The organism is Erythrobacter sp. QSSC1-22B, from assembly GCF_001678665.1.
Lineage (GTDB): Bacteria > Pseudomonadota > Alphaproteobacteria > Sphingomonadales > Sphingomonadaceae > Qipengyuania.
Map to the genome: position 1 here is coordinate 1 of NZ_LZRP01000014.1, position 20,713 is coordinate 20,713.

The following is a 20,713-nucleotide window of genomic DNA, read 5'->3' on the forward strand; positions in this document are numbered from 1 at the left end:
TCATTAGCGTGGTTTGAGGAGAGGGTGAGGGAGATGGCGAAGGCGTGGGAGACGGTGAAGGGGAGGGTGAAGGGGCCACAATCACCGCCGGCTCATTTTTTACTACTGGTTTGGCAGAGTTTTGTACTTTGCAACCCCCGAGGCTGCAGAGCAGGGCTGCAGTGATGAGACATTTCGACAATCCGACCTTGTGCATTTAGTTTTTCCCATGAGTTCTCACTTAAGATCGATTAAACTGCCTAAGTTCAGGTTAATGGTGGGAGAGGGAATCTCCTGATCAGGATTGCCTCTCGGGCAAATCACAGGCCACTGCTTATCCAGTTCGGCGACGAACGCCGCCGGGGTTAGAGAGCCGAGGGATGAGTGCGGTCTCTCCCGGTTGTAATCCTCCACCCAGGCCGCGATCTCGACGCGAGCATGCGCGAGGCTGCGAACGATTTGCGTGAGCGGACAGCGACGGCGGTGGCATCGGGTCGCAGTTGCCGTGAGGTGGCGTCATTGTTCGGGGTGAGCGTTGCAAGCGTTGTGAGGTGGTCACGACGCCAGCGATCGACGGGTACGGCGGCATCGCGGCGTATGGGCGGTCACCGCAAGCGGCTGCTCGAACCGCACCGGGCACTGGTGATCGACCGGGTGAAAGCCTTGCCGGACATCACTCTCAAGGCGCTGGTCGCAGAGCTGGCCGAACAGGGCATCACGACCAGCACGGTATCGGTGTGGCGGCTGGTGCGCCCGGAAGGGCTGCGCTTCAAAAAAAACGCTGTTCGCGGTCGAGCAGCTGCGGCCAAAGATCGCGCGCCGGCGCGAGCAGTGGAAGAAATACCAGGGACGGCTTGATCCCAGGCGCCTCGTCTTCATCGACGAGACCCGGGCCAAGACCACCATGACACCGATCCGGGGATGGGCACCGCGGGGGCAGAAGCTCGTCGCCCGCGCACCGTTCGGGCATTGGCGAACACTGACCTTCCTGGCCGCGCTCAGACATGACCGGATCGACGCGCCATGCGTCCTCGACGGACCGATCAACGGCCTCAGCTTCACCGCTTGGTCGAGCAGTTCCTCGTGCCAACGCTGGCGCCCGGCGACATCGTGATCATGGACAACCTGGGCAGCCAAAAGGGCGCAGCCGTCCGTCAGGCGATCCGCTGCGCCGGGGCCAAGTTGCTGTTTTTGCCGCCCTACTCGCAGACCTGAACCCGATCGAACAGGCCTTCGCCAAGCTCAAGCTCCTGCTGCGCAAGACCGAGGAGCGATCCGTCGATGCAACCTGGCAGCGCATCGGCCCCCTCCTCGACGCCCTCCCGCCACAAGAATGCTCCAACTACTTCCGAAACTCCGGATACGCCTTAAACTAAGGGAAAACGAGTTTGGAGTTCCGAAGCTTAGTACCTACTCTGAATAGTATCGATCATAGTTGGCGGAGCCATAACCATAACTATCAAGAATACCCCCTGCATACCTGTTCAGCACGGTGCCAAGGCATGGTACAGGAGCTAACATTTCCATGGCGTCGGTGAGTTGGCGGCGTGTGGTTTTCCCGCTGTCTACCACCATGATGTAGCCGTCGAGCAAGCGGGTACTGAGTACTGCATCGTCATTAGCGAAGACTGGCGGTAAATCGAAAATAATGACTGCTCCTGCAGTTTCATCTCGCATAGTCCTAACCAATGAGTCATACGTCCCGCCGGCAATCGCTTGAGCAGAGTCCATGGAAACTGCGCGAGTGGGAAATACAGCCAAACTGGTGCCCTCGATGCTCAATCCGACCTCTCGGAGGTTTTGCTGATCACCAAGCAAATAATCGCTGATGCCCGATTGGAAGTCGATTCCGAGTTCTTTCGCTACGCAACCGCGCCGAAGGTCTAAGTCTACCAAGAATGTCGAAACTTGTAGTATTCTCGACAGCGATGCTGCGAGGTTGGCCGATAAAAAGGACTTCCCGGCCGCCGGGGTGGCCGATGTTATGCCAACCAAGCGAACCTTCTCTTCGATAAACTGTTTTGCAAGCTGGGTGCGCATCAGGTTGAAGGGACGCGATCGTTTATCGCGACTGTTGAACCCTACAATTTTGTTAGCTTCAACCGCTCCCTTGCGGGGCTGCACAACCTGAAGCCTCCTGATATCCAGTTGGTCACTGCCGATAAAGGCAGTATCGGCATCTTGCATTCTCATTTTCCTTGTCCCCAGGTCAGCTCGACGCACGGCGTCGAAATGACCATGAATTCTTCTTGGAGCGCGCGCGCGGGCGCCTCTTTATAATAGGAACGACAGCCAGCGGTGCGGCCCCAGTTAGCCCCTGTAACGTTTTCGGGTCACGAATGGGTCGTAGGAAAAGTTCGACTGCCATCGCGAACAAGAAGCCAAGCGCCAGGCCGCCTCCCAGTCCCAAAGCGGCAATCAGTAGCCTGTCAGGACGCACGGGCGAATCCGGTACGACAGGAGGATCGACGACGACGAGCCGCTCGCCCAATTGCTCATCCTCGGCTCGAACCCCTGTCTGCGCAGCTAATAATTGGTCCTGCACCGAGCTATATTGACTGTTCAACACGGAGAGCTCTTGCTCCAGTTCGGAAACCTGTTGTTGGACCAGGGGCTGCCTCGCTTGATTGGCCCGTCCAGCAGCGATTTGCGCTTGCGCTCGCTCCTTCGCGGCACGGAGAGTTGCAATCTGCGAGTTGTTATTCGCGATCTGTTGGTCGACCCCCTCCAATGGGATCCGATTAACGTTCTGTTTCGCCAATTCTCTTGCTTCCGCTAGCCGCTGCCTGGCGAATATGACGTCAGGGTGGCTTTCGGCGTAAACTGCGCGAGCGGCAGCCAAAGCAGACTCGGCCTGCTGCACCACTGCAGAGCGTTCATCAGAGCCAAGCGCTATGTTTTTCTGGGTAATTAAGCTTGAGTTTTCCCGTTGTAGCGCAGCGATCTGCATATCGTAGCTGGTCGGATCGCCGCTGAGCATCATGCCTCCAGCCCCCAAGATGCCTCCGTACTGCGAATTAATAGAGGAAATTTGCCCCTGCAGTTCTGCAATCTGTTGCTCCAGCCCGACCGCTTGGTCCGTCAGGAACTGAACAGTACCAGTCGCCTGCTCCAGAGTTCCGCTGTAGTCGAGCTCCAGAATGTCATCCATCAAATCCTGAGCGACCACTTGTGCAGCGGCAGGCTCCGGATATTCGAACGAAATCCGAAAGGCGATGGTACCTTCTGTGCGGCTCCCACCCATTGCAGGAGCGATCGTTATCGCATCGCGCATCCGCTGGACGATTTCGGAAAGGGGCTGGGAGCGTCTTGGGTCTGTGTAGAGACCATGTTGTTCGATCATCGAGAGAAGGGCAGGCCGGCTCGTGACCTGCTCGCGGAAACGCGCAATTCTCCGCTCTACCACTTCGCCGTCTGGCGTCCCGACAACCGATGTTGGCAGTTGTGGCGACTCAACGAGCATTATGGCGCTGGACTGGTATACGGGGGGAATTGCGAAAAATGCGGCGACAGCAGCGATGACGCCTAGCAGAGTCGGCGCTGCAATCCACCAGCGGCGATGCCACAAGATTGCCGGAAGCTGCTCGAGTATATTTCCAGAGACCGGCTCTTCCCCGTACTCCGTTGTTGAAAATTCATTCATAGAGTACTTCCAAACCTATAACGTAGACCAAAGCTAATCTGATAGTTTTCCCTGTTTTCAGAACGCACATCACCGAACGTTTTCGCGTAACTGGGGCTAACGAAAGCAAAAAGCTGCTCGGCTATTTTACGATCGTAGCCAGCTGAAGCAGCAAACACACTTCGTGAACCGTCGAAGCCAACCTGAGCGGGCAAAAGACTAGCGCCTCTATGACTATAACGAGCTGTGACATTCACACTATCTCGCAAACTAAGACTTCGGGAGTAGCTGACCGCTGCCGAGGTAACCGAAGTGATGCCTCCAAAAGCGGTGGCTTGAGCTCCACGGGATGCAGTACCGCAAAGGTTCCCGTTGTATTGCAGCTGACACACGCTGAAGCTTCCGGCGAAACCGACATTGTTTTCGGATTCACCGTTGGGTCCTTCGACGTCTGTAATAGAAATTCCCACATTAAGGTTGGCGTTCAGAGTCTCGCTAAACCGATGCGAGATGCCGACTGTTGGAGCGATCGTTGTTCCATTTCCTCGCCTAGGTCCGCTGTTTCCCTCGTAGTCTGCCCAGACAACGCTGACACCAGCGTTCAATCCAGTTCTGTTGGATAGCTTCCGACCATAAGAGCCTGTTATGCTGTTGGAACGATAATTAGAGGCCGCTGGGTCATCGGAGTTATTGAATCTCACAGACGCGCCCAGCGAAAGTGAGTCTAGGGAGCTGAGTGCATGGCTCACAGCGCCGCCTAGCTGATAGCTGTTGGTGCGGCCTCGGCCTCCGGTCTCCGTAAGGTCGGGATCCAGGTCAAGCAGTTCGCCGGGGCCAAATTGTGGGGAAATTACGGAGCCCGTGTCCTCCGCTGCGGGGTTAAAATTTGCTGAAGTTTCCCGCGGAATCGTCGGATTCAGAAGGAAATCGCGAACGGTCGATCGAGTGGAGCGGACTGAAGCGTTCAGGCTCAATGTCGTTCTACTGCTGATCAGTTGTTGGATGCCGCCGCTAAGGCCCAGATTTATAGGCGTGCCATTTTCGCCATCATAGAGATCTATACCAACGTTACCCCGCAAGGCCCCGCTGGTCGTCTCGTCCCCCTCATAAAACACTGATGGGCTAATCTGCAGCCTTGCGGACACGGCGCCATTTTCTTCACCGTCATCAAGGAAGGGGCTTGAGCCCACAACCCCTTGAGCTGAAATGTCAACGGTGCCGCGCACCTGCGCATAAGCTTGCGACGAAATCGGTGAAACTAACACCGTCGCCAATCCGCTCCAAAGCAGCCACTTCGTTTTCTTATGAGCGCCCCTGCTCATGATACGATAATCATATCGCCCGCTTCAATCTGGACGATGTTTGAGCTTTCGAGATCAGCCGCGTCCACTCTGCCCCGCATAAGAGGCTTTATGTTTGCCCCGAGAACCCTCAGGCCATCGGCCGACTTACGCAGAATTGTGATCCTGTCGAGGTTAGCGAATTCGGTGCCACCCCCGGCCAAGCTTAGCGCCTCGAGAACATTGATGTCTCGTGCTGTTTCAAACGTACCTGGCGATCCTACCCGCCCAAGCACCGTAAACTGAATGGGAGCCGGCGTTAGGACTGAGACGGTCACTTGCGGAACCTCGCCGCGGTACTGAGAACTCAAGGCATTCCGAATTACTGTCTCGAGTTCCTGCGGCAGACGACCCGCCGCAGCAACTTGGCCCACTAGCGGGAAAGCGATACTGCCGTCTGGTAAAACGCTCATACTACGCTGGAGCCGCTCTTCCCCCCACACGTACACCTCAATCTGATCCCCAGACTTTATCTTGTAGGTAGAGATGCTAGCAGTCGGTTGAAATTGGGTCGGCGCGCTCTGCGAAGGTACGTTCTGCGCATCCTGCGCGACTGCCGGTGAAGCAAAGAGTAGCGCACAGAGCGAGAGAGGGGCAAGTTGCTGGTAGAGATCCTTCATGTAATCCTCCAATTGCGGTCGACCGCAGATCCAACCCCGCTATAATGGAGGTTATGCATTTGAGCCAACCTGTTTCCTCTGTCGTCCTTTTCTGGAACAAACTGTTGCTGCTGTGTCTCGGCCTCTTAATCACGGCTGCCTGTGCTGACCGCACTGAACAGGCAACGCAACATGCAGCCCAAGCCGATCTGCACTTGCAGGCTGGGGAGCTCTGGCTGGCTCGGCAGAGCATTGGTGACGCGATCGCAGAACGGGATGACCTTCCCGAACTCCACCTGCTGCATGGCCGCATCGAAGCTGCCTCGGAGGCTTATGGGACCGCGTTTGCCGCGTATTCGAATGCCCTCGCCTTGGACAGTAAAAACATGGAGGCCTTGCAAGCCGTTTCGCAGCTTGGGTTACGCACCGGCGACTTGCGCGAGTCGCTCGACGCAACTGAACGAATCTTGGTTCTCCAACCTAGCCAAGAAAGCGCGTTGCTGGTCCGCGGCATTCATGCTTTCGCGAGAAATCGATACGGTGACGCTATTGAAGACGCCGATCGCGTCATCGCATTGCGCCCTGGGAGCGAGGAGGCGTCCATCCTCAAGAGCCGCGCGCTCTTCATGATGGGCGATGCAGCAGAAGCGTTAGAGGTGATTGAGGCAGTGCAGGGCGGTACAGCCGACAGCGAAGGCGTCGCCCGCACCAAGCTTGAGCTATCTCGCGAAACGGGTAGCCCTCAAGGAATGCAGGCTCAATTCAATCGGCTGAGGCAGCTCCGCCCGGATGACGCAGACCTCAGGATCGATGAGGCGAACTTGCGCTTCAAGCTGGGCGAAATTCAGGCAGGGACAAAGCTTTTAACTGACCTCTTAACACGCGAGGACCTTCGGCAGATGTCTGCATCCCAAGCAATTGATCTTTTGAGGGATTACTCGGCTGCAATTCCCGAGGGCGCTGTGCCAGACCTCGCCGCCAGCGCTAGCCAAACCACGCTGGTCGAACTTGCGAGGTATTTCCTTGAGAATGAGCGCGCGGGGGCGTCTGATTTGGTAATTCGGCAGCTTCCGGCCAGTGAAGCCCAACCCCTTGAAGCAAGGCTTGCGCTTTTGAGAAACCAGCCGTCACAGGCACTAAAGACTGCAAAGGAGGTCCTCAGCAGAGACGAGACACAGTGCGATGCTTTGCTCGCGCTTTCAGAAGCTTCGCTGGCGAACCGCGATGTGCCTAGCGCGACGCGCAGCGCTCAGCGCGCAGCGGCTGAATGCCCGAACCGGAGCGAAGCGTGGCTAGCGACAGCCGCCGCTTACCAAGCGCGGGACGAGCCAATCGGCGTGCAGCGCGTTTATCGCGACGCAATCAAGGCCAATCCGCAAAGCTTCTCAACTGCCAAGGCATATGCGGATTGGCTCGCAAGGGAAGGGCGCCAACGCGAAGCATTGGCCATTGTGAGAAGCTTTACCCGCAGTTCTCCCGCCCTCCTTCGAGGGTGGGCATATTACCGGTCGCTCTGCACTCGATTGAATGGAGGATGCGAAAACGATGCGCAGCGCGGATTGGCTGAAGCGCGCACCCGTTACGGCATTGATACGAGGACGGGAGAGCTTCCCCAAACTGGACTTTTTGGAAGGCTGGCTCGCCGGTGAGCTCACAACGGGACGAAAAGGTAAAATTTCTCGGGCTGCTCTTCGACAATTTAACGGAAGAGGAGGTCATCGGGCTGGTCCTGCGGCAGGCAGGTTCAGCGGACTTCTTTTATGTAGTCACACCCAATGTCGACCACCTCGTCCAGCTTCACCGTCACAACGCAGTTGAAGAACTCTGGCTCAGCTATGACGCTGCCGATCTGTGCCTATGCGATAGCCGCATACTGCATGCCCTCGCTAAAATCTCAGGGACCGATCTACTAGTGGTCCCCGGCAGTGACCTGACGGTACACTTGCTTGGCCGGTCTGCACTGCACAGGAAAACTATTGCAGTGGTCGGAGGCGGTGACGAAATCTGGACGAGCTTGGCGAACCGCTTTCCAAGCTGCACCTGGCATCACCACCTCCCTCCAATGGGAGTAAAGTCGAACTGCCAAGCCCAGCAGGATATCATCGATTTCGTCGAAATGACGGGCGCCGATATTGTTTTCTTCGCGATCGGAGCGCCGCAGAGCGAGTTGCTTTGCCGCCGGCTCAAGTTGCGGCAGAAAGCAAAAGGCGTTGCACTTTGCATCGGTGCATCTCTGGAGTTTGTCACAGGTGCCAAAAGGCGCGCTCCGCAATGGATGCAAAAATTCGCCTTGGAATGGCTGTTCCGTCTCGTTAGCGAGCCGAGCCGACTGTGGCGGCGGTATTTAGTCGAAGGACCTGCGATATTTTGGATTTGGCTTCGCTATCAACTCAGCGCCGGTCCCCATCGCGGGGAGTCCGATTCCAGTTCGACTGGCGGGACGTGAAGAGCCCAAGATAGATAGGGATCTTCTGAAAGACGTAGAGAGGTACCCGCGCCAGCGTGGCAGGGGAAAGCACGGACCGCCCTTCTTTCCACCAAGCGAGAAGGGTGGCGCTAAGAGCAAGTGCCAAGGCCAATAAGATCGTCCAGGACGCAGCCCAGCACCCGCTCCACAGGCCGATTGTCAAAGTAACGAAAGAAGCGGCTGTCCCGACCAATAAAAGCAAGGCAAGCGGCGGCACACATAGGTGCATACCAAGCGCTGTTTGGTGCGGCGATAAACGAGTCATTCCTGTCAGCAGTTGGGGCAAGGCGTATTTGGAAGCGATACGGAGGAAGCCATGCTCCCACCGGCGGCGCTGGGCTACCGTGTCTCCGGCTGCGGCTGAGGAACTTGTAACTTGGGCACTCTCAACCAGTTGCACGGCTATACCCTGACGGGCGAGCTCTATCGAAAGGCGCAGATCCTCGACGACGTCCGCTGATGCTAACGGGGCGCTTTCGAAAATGACCCAGGGGAAAGCCATGCCTGTACCGAATAACGGTATCCCACCTCCTATCCGGTAGAGACCTCGAGCTCGGACGGAGTTCTTGATGAGCATCGCGAAATTCGAAATCTGGACGATAGGCGGGGCGCTTGGCGGTGCGTTTAGAAGATTGCTGGCCTGTACCGGCACCCCCATCGAAAACGCGCTAGAGATCAGACGTTCGATGCTCAGTCGGTCCGTCCGGCAGTCAGCGTCGAGGACCATCACAACGTCCGGCGGGTCGAAAATTAGGTGGTCTCGGCCATAAGCGAGCGCGAAGCCTTTTCCCCGCCTGGCCGCATCCGTCCGCTCAATCACCGTAGCACCGGCATCGCGTGCGATCTCGGCCGTCGCGTCTGTGCAGTTATCGGCGACGACCAACAACCGGACCTCGGGTCCGGCAATGGACAGCAAAGAGCTGACCGTCTCGCCTATCGTCACTGCTTCGTCGTGTGCTGGTATGAGGATTATTGCGCTGCGGGGCAGCGTTTCTCGCGGCGTTTCCCGCAAAGGGCGCAAGCCGACTAACACCTCAAGCGAGTAGGCCGCCAGAGCGACGGTGGGCGGAACAGCAATTAGCCACGCCAAGATCTCAAACATCAGATGGCTATGCTCAGGCATGCTCAATCATTGCAAGCTCAGCCTCGGATTTGTCCTTTTTCGGCCCCTCCGGAACGATTGCCTTGCCTCTGCGCAGCAATGAGGTACTCGGCCTGTGATAAAAGGGAGCAGCTATGTCACGGACGTATTTTTCGCAAAGGAGAGTGCTCGTTACCGGTGGTGCGGGCTTTGTCGGTTCCCACTTGATCGATAAACTGATCGAACAGGGAGATGAGGTGTTGTGCGTGGACAACCTGTTCACCGGCGCCAAAGCGAACATTGCGCACCTCTTGGGCCACCCACGCTTCGAATTCATGCGCCACGACATATGTTTCCCCCTCTTCGTCGAGGTCGATCTCATCTATAATCTGGCGTGTCCGGCTTCCCCCATTCATTATCAGCACGATCCGGTCCAAACCACGAAGGTGTCGGTCATCGGCTCAATCAACATGCTTGGGCTCGCAAAGCGCGTTGGAGCGCGCATATTGCAGGCCTCAACCAGCGAAGTATATGGTGATCCCGCCGAGCATCCGCAGACGGAAAGCTACTGGGGCAACGTCAATCCTATAGGATTGCGTTCTTGCTATGACGAAGGCAAGCGGTGTGCTGAGACATTGTTTTTTGACTACCACAGGCAACACGATCTTGAAATCAAAGTAGCCCGCATTTTCAACACTTACGGACCTAGAATGCACCCATCGGATGGGCGGGTCGTCTCTAACTTCATCATGCAAGCTTTGCGCGGAGAGGACATCACTATTTATGGTGAGGGCAACCAAACTCGCAGCTTTTGCTATGTCGATGACCTCGTTCGAGGCCTGATGAAGTTGATGGAAAGCAACGATGGTCTAACCGGCCCGGTGAATATCGGGAATCCCGTAGAGTTTACGATCCGCGAGCTAGCAGAGCTCGTGCTTGAGATGACGGGCTCGCAGTCGAAGCTTATTGAGATGCCATTGCCTTCGGACGACCCCACGCAGCGGCGCCCCAACATTGAGTTGGCACAGAACGAGCTCGGGTGGGAGCCCAAGATTCCGTTGCGCGAGGGCCTTGTGCCCACAATCGAGTTTTTCCGCCGGCTATCCAATTAGCGCCGGGCGAGAATTCCTACGATAAATTCACGGTATTGCTCTGCGATTGCAGGCCAAGCGAACCGCTCGATGCCCGCTGGTGCTGGGGTTTTGCCCGCAAACAGCGCTGATCGCAATTGCGTCACCAGTTGCTGCTCCTGCTCAGTGTCGCACAAGAATTGTCCTGCGCCGAGTATCCAGCGCAGGCGCTCAGTCTCGTGTGCAACGATCGGAAGGCCGCAGGCCCAGGCTTCGAGAAACACATTGCCGAAAGACTCGAGCAAGGAAAGATGAAGGAAGGCGTCGGCGCAGCGGTAAAGGTCCGGCATTTCGTCTGCGGAAAGCGTGAGTTGATTGTATCGGCCGGGCAACAATTCGGCGGCGAGTTGCCGGGCTTCACCCCTTAGCGGGCCGTCTCCAGCAACTGCAAGGAAGGCATCGTCGAGCTTGGACACTGCCTTGATGCCATCCAGTACCCGTTTGCTCTCGATAAAAGCGCTGACCATGAGGATGACCGGCCTATTGGCAGGTAACCCAAAGCGTTCCCGGCAAGACGCGCCCGGTTGGAAGCGCTTTAGATCAACCCCATTGGGTATGAGCGCGCAATTCCATTTCTCCTGATTTCGGGCAAGGTAGTCCGGGTTAGTGCAAACCAAGCCGTCGCAGTCGAACGAGCGATACTCGGAAGCGTTTGTAACAGCCGGCCAATCGCCGTTCTGAGTTACGAATAAATGCGCGGTTCGCGAGGGGCTCTTGGCTCGAAGCGACCACTGCGTGAACGGGAAGGAACAGGTGATCGTGGCGTCGTAGTCTGCAAGTCGCTCGCGCACCATGAGATTGGTGGCAAATGTAGCGTCCTCCCAAGAGGTCTCTGATCGAAACGGCGGAAACTTCGGTAGGCGCTCAAACCGTTCTCGGCGCACTGAGGGAACTTGATAAAACCGATAGGGTGCACCGGGCCTCGGCTCGCCCGAACCAGCGACGGTTACTACATCTCCTGAACGAGCCAGTTCGCTTGCAACGGCGAGGAGGGCTACCTCGGCACCGCGGTCATAACGATGAAAGCCAGGGAGCGCGAAAAGCAGCTTCAACGCAGAACGAGCTTCCGCTATCTCCCCCGTCGATGGCTGAGGGGAAGCTAACGTTGCAGACGATGGACTGCTTTCGTTCATTTGCCAGCCGTTTGCTCAGCTCGGGGCTTTTGCACGACCCTCGGCCGTTGCCGCATTACCGGAAGCCGATCCAGGCGATGCCGGCGGCCTAAAATCGTCTTGGTACTCAATCTCAGCTTGGTCACGGGCTGCCTTTAAGCGACGCTGCAATACGGTCATTAGACCCTGGTTTTGCAGCACTTGTACCGCTGCAGCCTGCGCTTGGTCTCCGGACGTCGGCTGCCTGGCTTCCCCAGTGATCACAGCCGCAGTCACCATTCCTCCTTCCGGAAAAATGAAAGGTTCAGTGCGGGGCAGGGCTACGATCGCATTCATAGCTTCCTGTCCAACTTGGGCACTATCCAACCGACCAGGTTCACGCGTGAATTCGATCCCGAGTTCGCGAAGCTGTGCAACAACTGCTTCCATCGTCTCGTCGTCTTCAAAGGCTTTCAGTTGTTCCGGATCCGCTGGCATCGGGAACTGAATACGGTCAATCGTATAGACCGTACGATCCGCAAACAGTGCCGGGTTTTCTTCGATGTATGCGGAAATCTCTGCCTGATCAGGCACGTCGGCGGAGCGTGATGCGTTCCTGCCGAGGATTTGCACAAGCAGCCCTTCCTCCATCTGGCGACTGCGCGTCACGAATTCCGGAGTTTGGTCGAGCCCCTCCTCGCGGGCAGCCTGGGCCAGAAGACGACGGTCTATAATCCTCTGCAGGGCTGCCTTCTGGATCATTGTCTTGTCGGCACCTTCTGGGACAGACATTGCCTCTAGCTCCGTATTGATTTCCTGAAGTGTGATTTCCTCACCGTTGACAACAGCGGCCACTTGGCCAGTCGCCTCTTTATCGCATGCTGCCAGAACAGTAAGGCAAGCAAGCAGGCTCAATTTTAACGACGCTCTCATATCAACACCCTCACACCAAAAGTAATTTCTGCAGGCCCTGCGGGGAAGCAGCGATGAAATCAGTAGAAAACCGCCTTAAGATTTCCAAGGCAGCGGTTGGATCGCGTCCAAGGAGCGACACGCGCATCATCGCGCCATCTGGAATACGTCCTTGCAGATTTGCTTTGGCGACAACCCAGCGTTGTTCGCCCCAGCTCCGAGGGTAGGCTGTACCGAGACGCGTAAAATACAAAACCTGCTCGATCCGGTCAGGGCCCTTAGCAGTAAAAAAGTTTGAAGGAATCTGCCTTCCCGGAAGGTTGAGCGGGACGTCCACCGTCGGGCTCAATTCAAAGCCACCCACAGGATAGCAGACTTCGGGCCTGTGAACCTGAACCACCCCATCTTGAAGATGGTTGTAGGCCAAGAGAAACATTACTGACGCACCAGGCCCCTCGTACACCCGAGTTACGAGATTGTCATAGAGGCGGTCTGACAAGGCGTCGGGTGGGGGCAGGATCACGCCGCTCGAACCAACTGCTTTCCAATTCCCAAACCTCTCTGGCACCCACTCCTCAAATCGCTTTGCTGGAACGGCCGCATAGGCTTTCGAGGGTTGCCGGGCGATCGCGACGGCTGAGGCAGCGGCAAGCGCGCCACCAATGAGGACATGTCGGCGAGAAATGAGCGGTGAACCACGAACTTCGAAGGATGTTTTTTCAGTCATTGCGCCGTCTTCCTGTTCTTTCCCAGATTGGCCTGATCAATTCATCCAACGCGAAGATCACAGCTAGGGCAATGGCAAACATGAAGATGCCTGCAAAGTCGTGAAGGAACCCCTGAGCCGTTGCTTCACCGGCATGGTAGGTGAGAAGGATCAGAGTAACGACTCGAAAAAAATTCGCCGCGATAGCAACAGGCAAGATGAAGAGAACAAGTAGGCCAGCGTAACGTAGATCGGCTTGATGGCGGATATATATGTAGAATAGCGAAATCGCCGTGAGAGAGACGATTGAATTCAATCCGGAGCAAGCAGCGGCAACTAAGAGCTCGTACTGCCCGATAAATATTCGGACCCCTTCTCCACCGATCGGATACCCGAATGCGCTTAAGAAAGCGATGGAGACCCGCGAGAGCTCCATTTTCAGTGGCGTGGTCACGGCTGCGACGACCGACTCAGGCGGTGGAAAAATAAATGCCAGATAAAGGAGAGGGAACCACAACTTGCGCATCGCTGCCCCGCCGATGACGCTGTAAAGCACCACCAGCAGAGCGCCATACATGAGATAGCCTTCAAGCTCTACGATCTGGGTAATTCGGGCAAAAACAAACAACGGCAGAAGGATGGCAAGTAGTGCAACCACCCGAACGACAGGAGGTGTTTGGGTTTCTGCTTTAGCTTGCGGCCATTCCCTCCACAGCAACCAGAGACCAGTGAAAAGTACGATCGGGCCGTGCGCTCCCTCCTCCCCACTCCATGTTTCCCTGATTACGAAGCTCATGGTCGGGACCAAAAAAAGAACCACGCCGACAAGGAGCGCAATCCATCCCAGGAGGGCATTCGGGCCTCCGAACCTTCCAGAGCCGTTCTCTCCTTTTGCCTCTGTTGCTACGCTGGCCATCTTTTATCGTATCTCACTTTTTGACTTGCCGGATCCGATGTCTGCCATATCTCTAGCGGTGCTTTCAGGTGGTAACAATCGCCGAATTGAGCTAGCGAGGAACCGTCTCTTATCGGGGCGCTTTGATATGCCGTGTCAGCGTTTAGCTTTAAATCAACGGCCCTCCGAGAGCAGCGCGCTGAAGGATGGTTGCAGCGCAAGTTGAAATATATGCGAGTGAAAAGAAAAGTCGGACGAAATGTGCTGCTTTGGACCGCAGTTGGCTTGATGACGTTATCGGCTGCCGGCGCGATCTTCTATTCAGGTTGGGGGCGCTCTGGCAAATTGAGTTCCGGCAGGGACACTCCAATTGAGGAATTATCGCCGATAGCGCAGCTTGCCCTTCCTCCCGGAATAGAGCAGCTGGAACTTCTGTCGGAAGACGAGGCTCTCGCCGCCAACAAGTCGCTCCCATACTCTGATGATCCTGTTGAAGCTGCCTCGCCTTTCAGGCAGTCTGCCGACTGGACGCAGGCAGCAACTTACGATTCTGCGCTCGAGTGCCTATCGGCCACGATCTATTACGAAGCAAATGGGGAAGGGGCGGCCGGCCAGCGAGCCGTTGCCCAAGTTGTCTTGAACAGGGTCAGGCATCCTGCATTCCCCTCGTCAGTCTGCGGGGTTGTATATCAAGGCTCACATTTGCGCACCGGGTGCCAATTCACGTTCACGTGCGACGGGAGCCTGCTTAGGACTGCTTCAGCGCAAGGCTGGAGCCGAGCAGAGCGGATTGCAAGCGAAGCGCTTAAGGGCAAGGTGGAGCCTTCCGTCGGAATGGCAACTCACTACCACGCCAATTATGTATTCCCTTACTGGGCACCGAGCTTGGCCAAGGTTGCGACGATCAACACGCATATCTTTTATCGCTGGAGTGGTTCCTGGGGTCGTCGACGTGCATTCAGTCAGGCGTATGCAGGCGAGCTCGTGAATTCGCCCAGCATTGAAACGGTCCCACTCCTTGAGGGCCTTGAGGAGGCTTTTCTCGATACGTCAGTTACCTCATCTGCAGGCGATCTACCGCAGAGCCGCCCAAACAGAACCAGCCCACTTGCAGACGTGGAAGCGCCTTCATCAGTTCGAGCTGATCAGCGCTCGGGAACACTTAAGTTAGATGAAGCCCCTTCGGAGTTGGTCGTAGAATGACATGATCTCCTTGAGGCTTTACTCACAAGGTGAGACATGGCGCAGCGTAATCGGTTGAAGTGTGGCCGGCCGCCTGCGGTGTAAGTATCTTTGCGCGTTTATGGCTCTGATCGAGTGCATTCATATGCTCTGTCTGTTCAAGCAGCACGGTGCGGCCGCAGTCCCTTGTGAGGCCCGCATGTTGCAGGAAAGCGCCGATCTTTCATCAACCGTCAGGCTGCTTTGCTGGACGCGGAGGGCACTTAATGATGCCGTCACCGCTCTGGGCGCTCCGCGATCGACAACCTCAAACTTATCAAGGTGACCCCCGACCTAAAACGACTACACGTCGCCACGACTAGGCTGATGCGAGAGCCGTCCACAATTTCGCATCAGGATAACAAAGCAACTAATCGTGTCTTCACAAAATTTCTTTGCCTAGTATGCTGAGAAGATGCGAGAATTAAGTCCCGTGAATTTGGGTGGCGATAGCGGCTCGCGGCGCCGCAACGATATGCCTGAGTATTCACCTTTAGCCGCAAAGGTGTGGCGCGAACAGCGCGTGTCGAAACGCATCATTGTCACTTTATACAGCGATAAGCCTTTTTCTGGCGCGCATGATTTTGGACCGCTTGTGGATGGGAAGTGCCGGTGATCCTCGACACGAAAACGGTCGCAAAACCTTGGGGCGTCGATGCTCTGCCCGCTCCTTTCAAGGGGCAAGGTGGGGGCGAGCGGATTGGCGAGATCTGGTTCGAGCCGCCCTCCTTGCTAAGTCAGCTCTTGGTCAAATACATCTTCACTAGTCAGGCGCTGTCGGTTCAGGTCCACCCCTCTGATGCACAGACTCTCGCCGATGGCAAGGGCTGCCAAGGCAAGGAAGAATGCTGGTTGATACTGGAGGCCGAGCCAAATGCAAAACTTGGCATAGGATTCACCGAAGACCTCAGTCCTGATGCGATGCGCGATGCGGCAATAGACGGTTCGATTGAGCGCCTCTTGGCCTGGCATCCGGTGCAAGCCGGCGACTTTGTCTACATTCCAGCTAACACTGTGCACGCGATCGGGGCGGGAATTGCTCTGATTGAAGTGCAGCAAAATTCTGACATTACCTATCGCCTTTACGACTACGCCCGGCCGCGCGACCTGCATCTGGAAAGCGGCATATCTGTCGCGCTGGGTAGACCGCACGACGCCCTCCTACGCTCGCGGGTGCCTGAAGCTGGACACCAGCTACTGGTCGATGGCCCGCTTTTTCGACTCGATAGGCTCGACGGAGAACCAGGGATAGATTTGCATACTTGCTACACTGGCCCGCTTCTCGTCATCCCTTACGAAGGGTTGGCTCGTGTGGCTGGGGACATAGTCGTGGCAGGCCAGTGTGCACTGGCCCAAAGTCTCAGCTCGGTGGTTTTTACGGACAATTCCAAGGTGCTAATTGCTCAAACTACATGAGTGATGCGAGCTGTAAGGGAGCAAAACTGTTCGATTGTTGAATTTTAAAGCAATCCTCGAAGTGGCCAGCACCTTATGGGTTTTCGTAAAGCTAAATGGGCGCCAGCATCCATCTGCGCTGCATTGCCGGAGATCATCCTCCGAACTGGGCTGGAATTTGCAACGGTGACTGAGATCCAACAAAGCAAGGTTGAACGAGCTCAATTGAGCGTTCCCGAATCGCAGTGTTGGCGCCTGCCACACGATTAATCCGGGACGTGCGCACCGATAAGCTAGGAAGTGCCTCTAGTTTGAATTTCGTCTAAAGGTGGGAACTTGAGAAAAAGCGGCGCTACGAAGAAGCCGAATAATAGCCCCCCAAGATGCGCTTCCCAAGCCACAAGCGCGCCACCCCCCGATAGGAAAGCGATGACCGCCAAGACGGCAAACAGGACAAGGTGGTTCTGAACGAAAAGTTTGACAACCATCCATGTCCTAGGCGATCGGATTGGAACAGCGTTTCCTGTCGAGGGATGGATCCGAGCTAGCATACCAAGCAGACCGAAAACTGCGCCCGATGCGCCCAGCATTGACGCGGCTTCTCGGTTGTTCAGCAGCAAGAAAAATGTAGCCCCTGATACACCGCTTCCAACAAGTAGGTACAGGTAACGCAGCCAAGCGATTGGAGGTTTTCCTAAGCGCGAAATAAGGGGCCCGCTCAATAGGAGCAGCACGGCAGAGTTCATGAGGATATGGACTAACCCCCCATGCGCTACAATGTGGGTGAAAATTGGTAAGACAGGGTTCCGCGAGAGCAACTGCCATGACACGGCCCAAGATGCCATTTGGCCATCGGAGCCTAGCCAAAGGCCAGCTAACAAAACCACGATCGCCAAGGGTGCCACATGCGCGTGCCATGGCACTGGCCAATCTCTTGTAAAAAGATTGTTGCCCCCGTCCTCCGGAAGAGGTGCATCTTCAAAGTTCATGGTCCGGGTGCCTAACTAACTTACGCCAATCCGCCAAGTGGATAGCGCCGCCTCAGGGCCCAGCTTCCTAAAAAGGGGGGGCCATATCGGCATCGGGATGTGATTCAAAAGGCTTCAGCGATGAGGCGTGTTGGATGGCAAATTACCGGTAGGAGTGGCCGCTTTACGCATCCGGTTCTGAAACAGGAGTGCATTTGGTTTGAGCCATCTTTGCCGAGGCATGAGTAGGATACCGAGAATTGATGACCGGCGGGTATTCTGTGGGTTCTGCACGGCCCTGAAGTGGCGGTTGCGGTAGCGGTTGGCTTGAAAACATTTGAGGTCCGAAGGAAACGCTTTACACAAAGTTTTGTCGTTGACCCAAACGCGGTGCCTCGGAACGGATTATCTCGAGGCTAACCAGCTTCGGGGCCCCGCCTGCTCTATCATCAAAGCCAACTGGATCGCCGGTGTCTCAAAAGTAAGGCCCAGGCCTATACTGTCGGGTCACCAAGGACGAGACGAACACCAACCTTCTTTTGTTCTGCAATGGGGAGGGGGCGCACCGAGCCACGGGGCCGCTGAGATTTGGTCCTAAAAGTTCGGGAGATGACCTTCGTCTGCATCGCAGGCATTCCCATTGCCGCGTAACCTTTGGCCGTCCCCTCTCTGTAAAGAGCGCTGAAAAGCCTCCGGTCTGAGCGGTTGCACTTCGGTCCCTTCTGCGCTTTGCTTTCGCGGCCAAGGCCGTTCCGAGACGGCCCTTTTCTCCTAACCACCCGCTCATCAAAGGGAGCATCTCGCGAGAGCTTTCAGTGGGGCGCTTGTGGATACTTGGCCGATTCCAATTGCCTTTTGACGCAGCTTTTCATCAGCAATCGAGCCACATCCTGCCACCACAAAGCACGGGACGCTTGTCCGGTGACACACGAGAGGATCGTTGCACGAGAAACCCCCCTGCGCTTGCCGGCCGATTCCGCATTGCAAAGCCGCGCCTTGCGTCAGGAAGATTGGTCTTAGTTCCCTTCCGGCTCGGTGGAACATCTGATTCCAACTTAATTTGCGCTCATCTCACCGCACAGAGGCGTAATTCAAAGCTATGAACTGCCATGGGCTATGGCCCGGGCGCCGGGCGGCGTAGGAGCCTCGGCCGTTAACCAAGCTTGGGTGTGCGGTTTTAACGATCTTGCCGCTACCGCTTGCCAATCCTTACGGATTTGGTTTTCTCATTATTTAGAGATCAGTGACAAGGAGGCTAGGATGAAATTTCGCGTCTTTACGCTCAAGCTAAGGCACGCTGAAATTGCAAGCGTTGCAGCAATGGTTATTTTCGCGGTGATTTTTGCCATTAGCTCAGCCGGGTCCGCCGGGTCACAGTCGGAGTCGAACTTCGCATTATCTATGGAGGGATAAATGATACAAGCCATCCAACGAACCTCTGCAAGCGGCACGCCGCTTACTGCTATGTTAAACTCGGGCGAAGATTCGGTCCTTTGCAGCATACTTCAGCCAGCGAATGCAGTAAGACAGGAGCGGACGATTGCTATTCGGTTAGCTAGCGATGAGGGCGCGAGAAGTTCTGCGAGCATGGTGATTAACCGCAGCTATGGCGCCCGCGGGTACGGCTCTGACCACCAAATTCAACCCGAGCATCAGACCGTTACGTTCACGGCCTCTTCGGGGAGTGACGTGTTCGGAACAATCACGCTAAAGGTAGACTCTGGCTTTTCATTAGCTACTGATATAACCTTCTCAGAAGAATTGAGTTTAATTCGCAGTGAGCCGGGAATGAAACTGTGTGAACTGTCCAAGTTTGCTTTCGATCCATCACCAGATGCCCGGCCTTATTTGGCTAGCTTGTTTCACATTATATATCTTTATGGAACCGATCGATTTGGGTGCAGTGACCTCGTAATTGAGGTGAATCCGCGGCACGTGAAATTTTATCACTTGATGCTCGGCTTCGAGTGTATCGGAGCGCTAAAGACAAACATGGCCGTATCTGCCCCGTCACAGCTTATGCGCATAAAAGTTCAGAAAATTGGGGAGAATATCGACCAGCTGGCCGGTAAATTCGGAAAGTCTGGTCGTTCGCTTTATCCTTACTTTTTCAATAAAAAAGAGGAAGCTGGCGTAAGGCAACGTATCGCCCGACTGACGAACGATACTGGCCGTGCTGTGGAGGACTCACTAAGCGATAGTAAGCCGCAAATTTATCTGAGGTGCGCTGCGTAAGTCGTTGCTGATAGATGGATAGTCAAAAATGAAATAGCGGATTGTCGGCCTACATCAATTCCAGAAAAAGTAACTGACTGTATGACATAACGCCCAACGTTCGCACGAGTTGCATGGCAATTGGTCCCGCTTTACCGCGCGGAACTGGTTGAGCAATGGGTTACGTGGCGGGGTCTTGAGGAGAACGAGTAGGCGACCCTGGCGGCTGCTCATTCAGTTTGGCGGCGAACCCACGGCGCTGCATATCGATGCGACGAATGCGCCTTGTCGTGGTTGTAGGCCTCTACCGAAGCGGCGCTGTAAAGGTGAGCAGGAGCGGGGCTGAAACAGAATGTTTCGTCGTGTATCTTAGCGCGCATGCGACCGTTCGCTTGAAGTGCGGCGAAGCCCACCTCTCATCAAAGTGTGTGTTTCGTCAGCATTCCCGGAGCGATCTAACGACACTCCGCCCGCTTTGACGCCCTACAGCGCTGGCTTTTTCGGCAAGTTCCGAGCTGTGGTGGCCGACGATCAGCATGGGGCTCGTCAGCGTGAGCGATGTGTTCCCTACGTTCACACACTAAATGTGATTCGACGCGAACTGCTGCTGGGAAAAAATAAGTCCCACCGCTTACCTGTATCCACTTGGGTTGGAACCTGGATCTTTTGAACAAGCGGAAGCGACGTCCGGTCGCTTTCGATCATAAACGCAGCCCAAGTTACCTGCTGGATCTGGAAGCATGCGCTACGGACTTCGAGCTAATCGCGAGAATCGCACCCGATTTTGTTCACGCCACACACTGGGTTTTTCCTGATGGCGACCTTAGGCTTTTTTTGCAGGTTTGATAGCGCCGATTCGGCGGACAAGGACGCGCATCTACTAATGTTGCTCCGGGTTGCGCCGATTGGATCCCGCCGTCGGCAATGCGTAGATGCGAGCACCGGATTCGATTTAGGCCCTATCTCGGTGCGGCAAAGTTCGTATCCTTGGGGGATACACAGGTACCGAGCCGTACGTCACTAAAAGGATGTGGCGTGGTTCGGGCACGTAAAGCACGGTCTCGCACAAGGATCACTAATCAGAGCCTGAATA

16 protein-coding genes and 2 pseudogenes are annotated in these 20,713 nt (G+C 55.7%); 7 read left to right on the top strand and 11 right to left on the bottom strand.

Features of this window, described 5'->3' with window-relative positions; all coding sequences use genetic code 11:
• Nucleotides 1-216: 216 nt before the first annotated feature.
• Nucleotides 217-429, bottom strand: a pseudogene (locus A9995_RS16840) (integrase core domain-containing protein); the annotation flags it as partial.
• On the opposite strand from A9995_RS16840, the pseudogene A9995_RS16260 reads away from it, so the two are divergent.
• Nucleotides 418-1,355: pseudogene (locus tag A9995_RS16260) on the top strand (IS630 family transposase). The pseudogenes A9995_RS16840 and A9995_RS16260 overlap by 12 nt on opposite strands.
• A 34-nt stretch (nt 1,356-1,389) precedes the next feature.
• Here the strand turns inward: A9995_RS16260 and A9995_RS15235 are convergent.
• The 4 genes from A9995_RS15235 to A9995_RS15245 are packed head-to-tail and all read right to left on the bottom strand — an operon-like array spanning nt 1,390 to nt 5,561.
• Nucleotides 1,390-2,166 carry a CpsD/CapB family tyrosine-protein kinase gene (locus A9995_RS15235; protein WP_145917004.1) on the bottom strand — a complete coding sequence of 259 codons (777 nt, stop codon included), beginning with the start codon at nt 2,164-2,166 and terminating at the stop codon, nt 1,390-1,392.
• Between the two features lie 22 nt (nt 2,167-2,188).
• Nucleotides 2,189-3,622 (bottom strand): Wzz/FepE/Etk N-terminal domain-containing protein, encoded by a 1,434-nt coding sequence (locus A9995_RS15240; protein WP_067614577.1) that lies wholly within the window; start codon nt 3,620-3,622, stop codon nt 2,189-2,191.
• Nucleotides 3,619-4,923: a hypothetical protein gene (locus A9995_RS16845; protein ID WP_145917005.1), complete on the bottom strand. Its 1,305-nt coding sequence runs from the start codon at nt 4,921-4,923 to the stop codon at nt 3,619-3,621. The genes A9995_RS15240 and A9995_RS16845 overlap by 4 nt, the downstream gene beginning before the upstream one ends.
• Complete coding sequence (locus A9995_RS15245; protein WP_067614579.1) at nt 4,920-5,561, bottom strand: polysaccharide biosynthesis/export family protein; 642 nt, start codon at nt 5,559-5,561, stop codon at nt 4,920-4,922. Before A9995_RS15245 ends, A9995_RS16845 begins: the two co-directional genes overlap by 4 nt.
• 59 nt (nt 5,562-5,620) lie before the next feature.
• On the opposite strand from A9995_RS15245, the gene A9995_RS15250 reads away from it, so the two are divergent.
• Together A9995_RS15250 and A9995_RS15255 are read left to right on the top strand one after the other, a co-directional pair.
• Entirely contained in the window at nt 5,621-7,189 is a 1,569-nt protein-coding gene (locus A9995_RS15250; RefSeq protein WP_233998252.1) for a lipopolysaccharide assembly protein LapB, read from the top strand.
• Nucleotides 7,186-7,986 carry a WecB/TagA/CpsF family glycosyltransferase gene (locus A9995_RS15255; RefSeq protein ID WP_067614584.1) on the top strand — a complete coding sequence of 267 codons (801 nt, stop codon included), beginning with the start codon at nt 7,186-7,188 and terminating at the stop codon, nt 7,984-7,986. The genes A9995_RS15250 and A9995_RS15255 overlap by 4 nt, the downstream gene beginning before the upstream one ends.
• On the opposite strand, the gene A9995_RS15260 is transcribed toward A9995_RS15255, so the two are convergent.
• Nucleotides 7,931-9,130, bottom strand: coding sequence for a glycosyltransferase family 2 protein (locus A9995_RS15260; protein WP_082992796.1), 1,200 nt, complete (start codon nt 9,128-9,130; stop codon nt 7,931-7,933). The genes A9995_RS15255 and A9995_RS15260 overlap by 56 nt on opposite strands.
• A gap of 113 nt (nt 9,131-9,243) precedes the next feature.
• Between A9995_RS15260 and A9995_RS15265 the strand changes: the two genes are divergently transcribed.
• Nucleotides 9,244-10,200: a UDP-glucuronic acid decarboxylase family protein gene (locus A9995_RS15265; protein ID WP_067614588.1), complete on the top strand. Its 957-nt coding sequence runs from the start codon at nt 9,244-9,246 to the stop codon at nt 10,198-10,200.
• Here the strand turns inward: A9995_RS15265 and A9995_RS15270 are convergent.
• From A9995_RS15270 to xrtV, 4 genes are read right to left on the bottom strand one after another with little or no spacing between them, the layout of a single operon-like run.
• A complete protein-coding gene (locus A9995_RS15270; protein ID WP_199797285.1) occupies nt 10,197-11,351 on the bottom strand; it encodes a glycosyltransferase family 4 protein in 1,155 nt (384 codons plus the stop codon). The genes A9995_RS15265 and A9995_RS15270 overlap by 4 nt on opposite strands.
• Nucleotides 11,352-11,366: 15 nt before the next feature.
• Nucleotides 11,367-12,224 carry a SurA N-terminal domain-containing protein gene (locus A9995_RS15275; RefSeq protein ID WP_168157426.1) on the bottom strand — a complete coding sequence of 286 codons (858 nt, stop codon included), beginning with the start codon at nt 12,222-12,224 and terminating at the stop codon, nt 11,367-11,369.
• Nucleotides 12,225-12,252: 28 nt separating this feature from the next.
• A complete protein-coding gene (gene epsI, locus A9995_RS16265; protein WP_082992797.1) occupies nt 12,253-12,948 on the bottom strand; it encodes an exosortase-associated protein EpsI, V-type in 696 nt (231 codons plus the stop codon).
• Nucleotides 12,941-13,843: an exosortase V gene (xrtV, locus tag A9995_RS15280; RefSeq protein WP_082992798.1), complete on the bottom strand. Its 903-nt coding sequence runs from the start codon at nt 13,841-13,843 to the stop codon at nt 12,941-12,943. The genes epsI and xrtV overlap by 8 nt, the downstream gene beginning before the upstream one ends.
• Nucleotides 13,844-14,032: 189 nt before the next feature.
• Here xrtV and A9995_RS16270 point away from each other — a divergent pair, with 189 nt between their 5' ends.
• Entirely contained in the window at nt 14,033-15,025 is a 993-nt protein-coding gene (locus tag A9995_RS16270) for a cell wall hydrolase (RefSeq protein WP_233998253.1), read from the top strand.
• A 624-nt stretch (nt 15,026-15,649) separates the two neighbouring features.
• Nucleotides 15,650-16,459: a class I mannose-6-phosphate isomerase gene (locus A9995_RS15285; RefSeq protein ID WP_369815868.1), complete on the top strand. Its 810-nt coding sequence runs from the start codon at nt 15,650-15,652 to the stop codon at nt 16,457-16,459.
• A gap of 272 nt (nt 16,460-16,731) precedes the next feature.
• On the opposite strand, the gene A9995_RS17700 is transcribed toward A9995_RS15285, so the two are convergent.
• The gene (locus A9995_RS17700) at nt 16,732-17,427 is read right to left on the bottom strand and encodes a rhomboid family intramembrane serine protease (RefSeq protein ID WP_082992800.1); all 696 of its coding nucleotides are present in this window, start codon (nt 17,425-17,427) and stop codon (nt 16,732-16,734) included.
• 1,392 nt (nt 17,428-18,819) lie between these two features.
• Here A9995_RS17700 and A9995_RS16850 point away from each other — a divergent pair.
• A complete protein-coding gene (locus tag A9995_RS16850) occupies nt 18,820-19,641 on the top strand; it encodes an N-acetyltransferase (protein ID WP_145917006.1) in 822 nt (273 codons plus the stop codon).
• Nucleotides 19,642-20,713 lie beyond the last annotated feature (1,072 nt).

What these genes read in the sequence shown, in the direction of transcription:
- A9995_RS16845 (WP_145917005.1), bottom strand. Translation starts at nt 4,923, where the DNA reads ATGAGCAGGGGCGCTCATAAGAAAACGAAGTGGCTGCTTTGGAGCGGA.
- A9995_RS16850 (WP_145917006.1), top strand. Translation starts at nt 18,820, where the DNA reads ATGATACAAGCCATCCAACGAACCTCTGCAAGCGGCACGCCGCTTACT.
- A9995_RS15260 (WP_082992796.1), bottom strand. Translation starts at nt 9,130, where the DNA reads ATGCCTGAGCATAGCCATCTGATGTTTGAGATCTTGGCGTGGCTAATT.
- A9995_RS15240 (WP_067614577.1), bottom strand. Translation starts at nt 3,622, where the DNA reads ATGAATGAATTTTCAACAACGGAGTACGGGGAAGAGCCGGTCTCTGGA.
- A9995_RS15270 (WP_199797285.1), bottom strand. Translation starts at nt 11,351, where the DNA reads ATGAACGAAAGCAGTCCATCGTCTGCAACGTTAGCTTCCCCTCAGCCA.
- A9995_RS17700 (WP_082992800.1), bottom strand. Translation starts at nt 17,427, where the DNA reads ATGAACTTTGAAGATGCACCTCTTCCGGAGGACGGGGGCAACAATCTT.
- A9995_RS15235 (WP_145917004.1), bottom strand. Translation starts at nt 2,166, where the DNA reads ATGCAAGATGCCGATACTGCCTTTATCGGCAGTGACCAACTGGATATC.
- A9995_RS15265 (WP_067614588.1), top strand. Translation starts at nt 9,244, where the DNA reads ATGTCACGGACGTATTTTTCGCAAAGGAGAGTGCTCGTTACCGGTGGT.
- A9995_RS15245 (WP_067614579.1), bottom strand. Translation starts at nt 5,561, where the DNA reads ATGAAGGATCTCTACCAGCAACTTGCCCCTCTCTCGCTCTGTGCGCTA.
- epsI (WP_082992797.1), bottom strand. Translation starts at nt 12,948, where the DNA reads ATGACTGAAAAAACATCCTTCGAAGTTCGTGGTTCACCGCTCATTTCT.
- xrtV (WP_082992798.1), bottom strand. Translation starts at nt 13,843, where the DNA reads ATGGCCAGCGTAGCAACAGAGGCAAAAGGAGAGAACGGCTCTGGAAGG.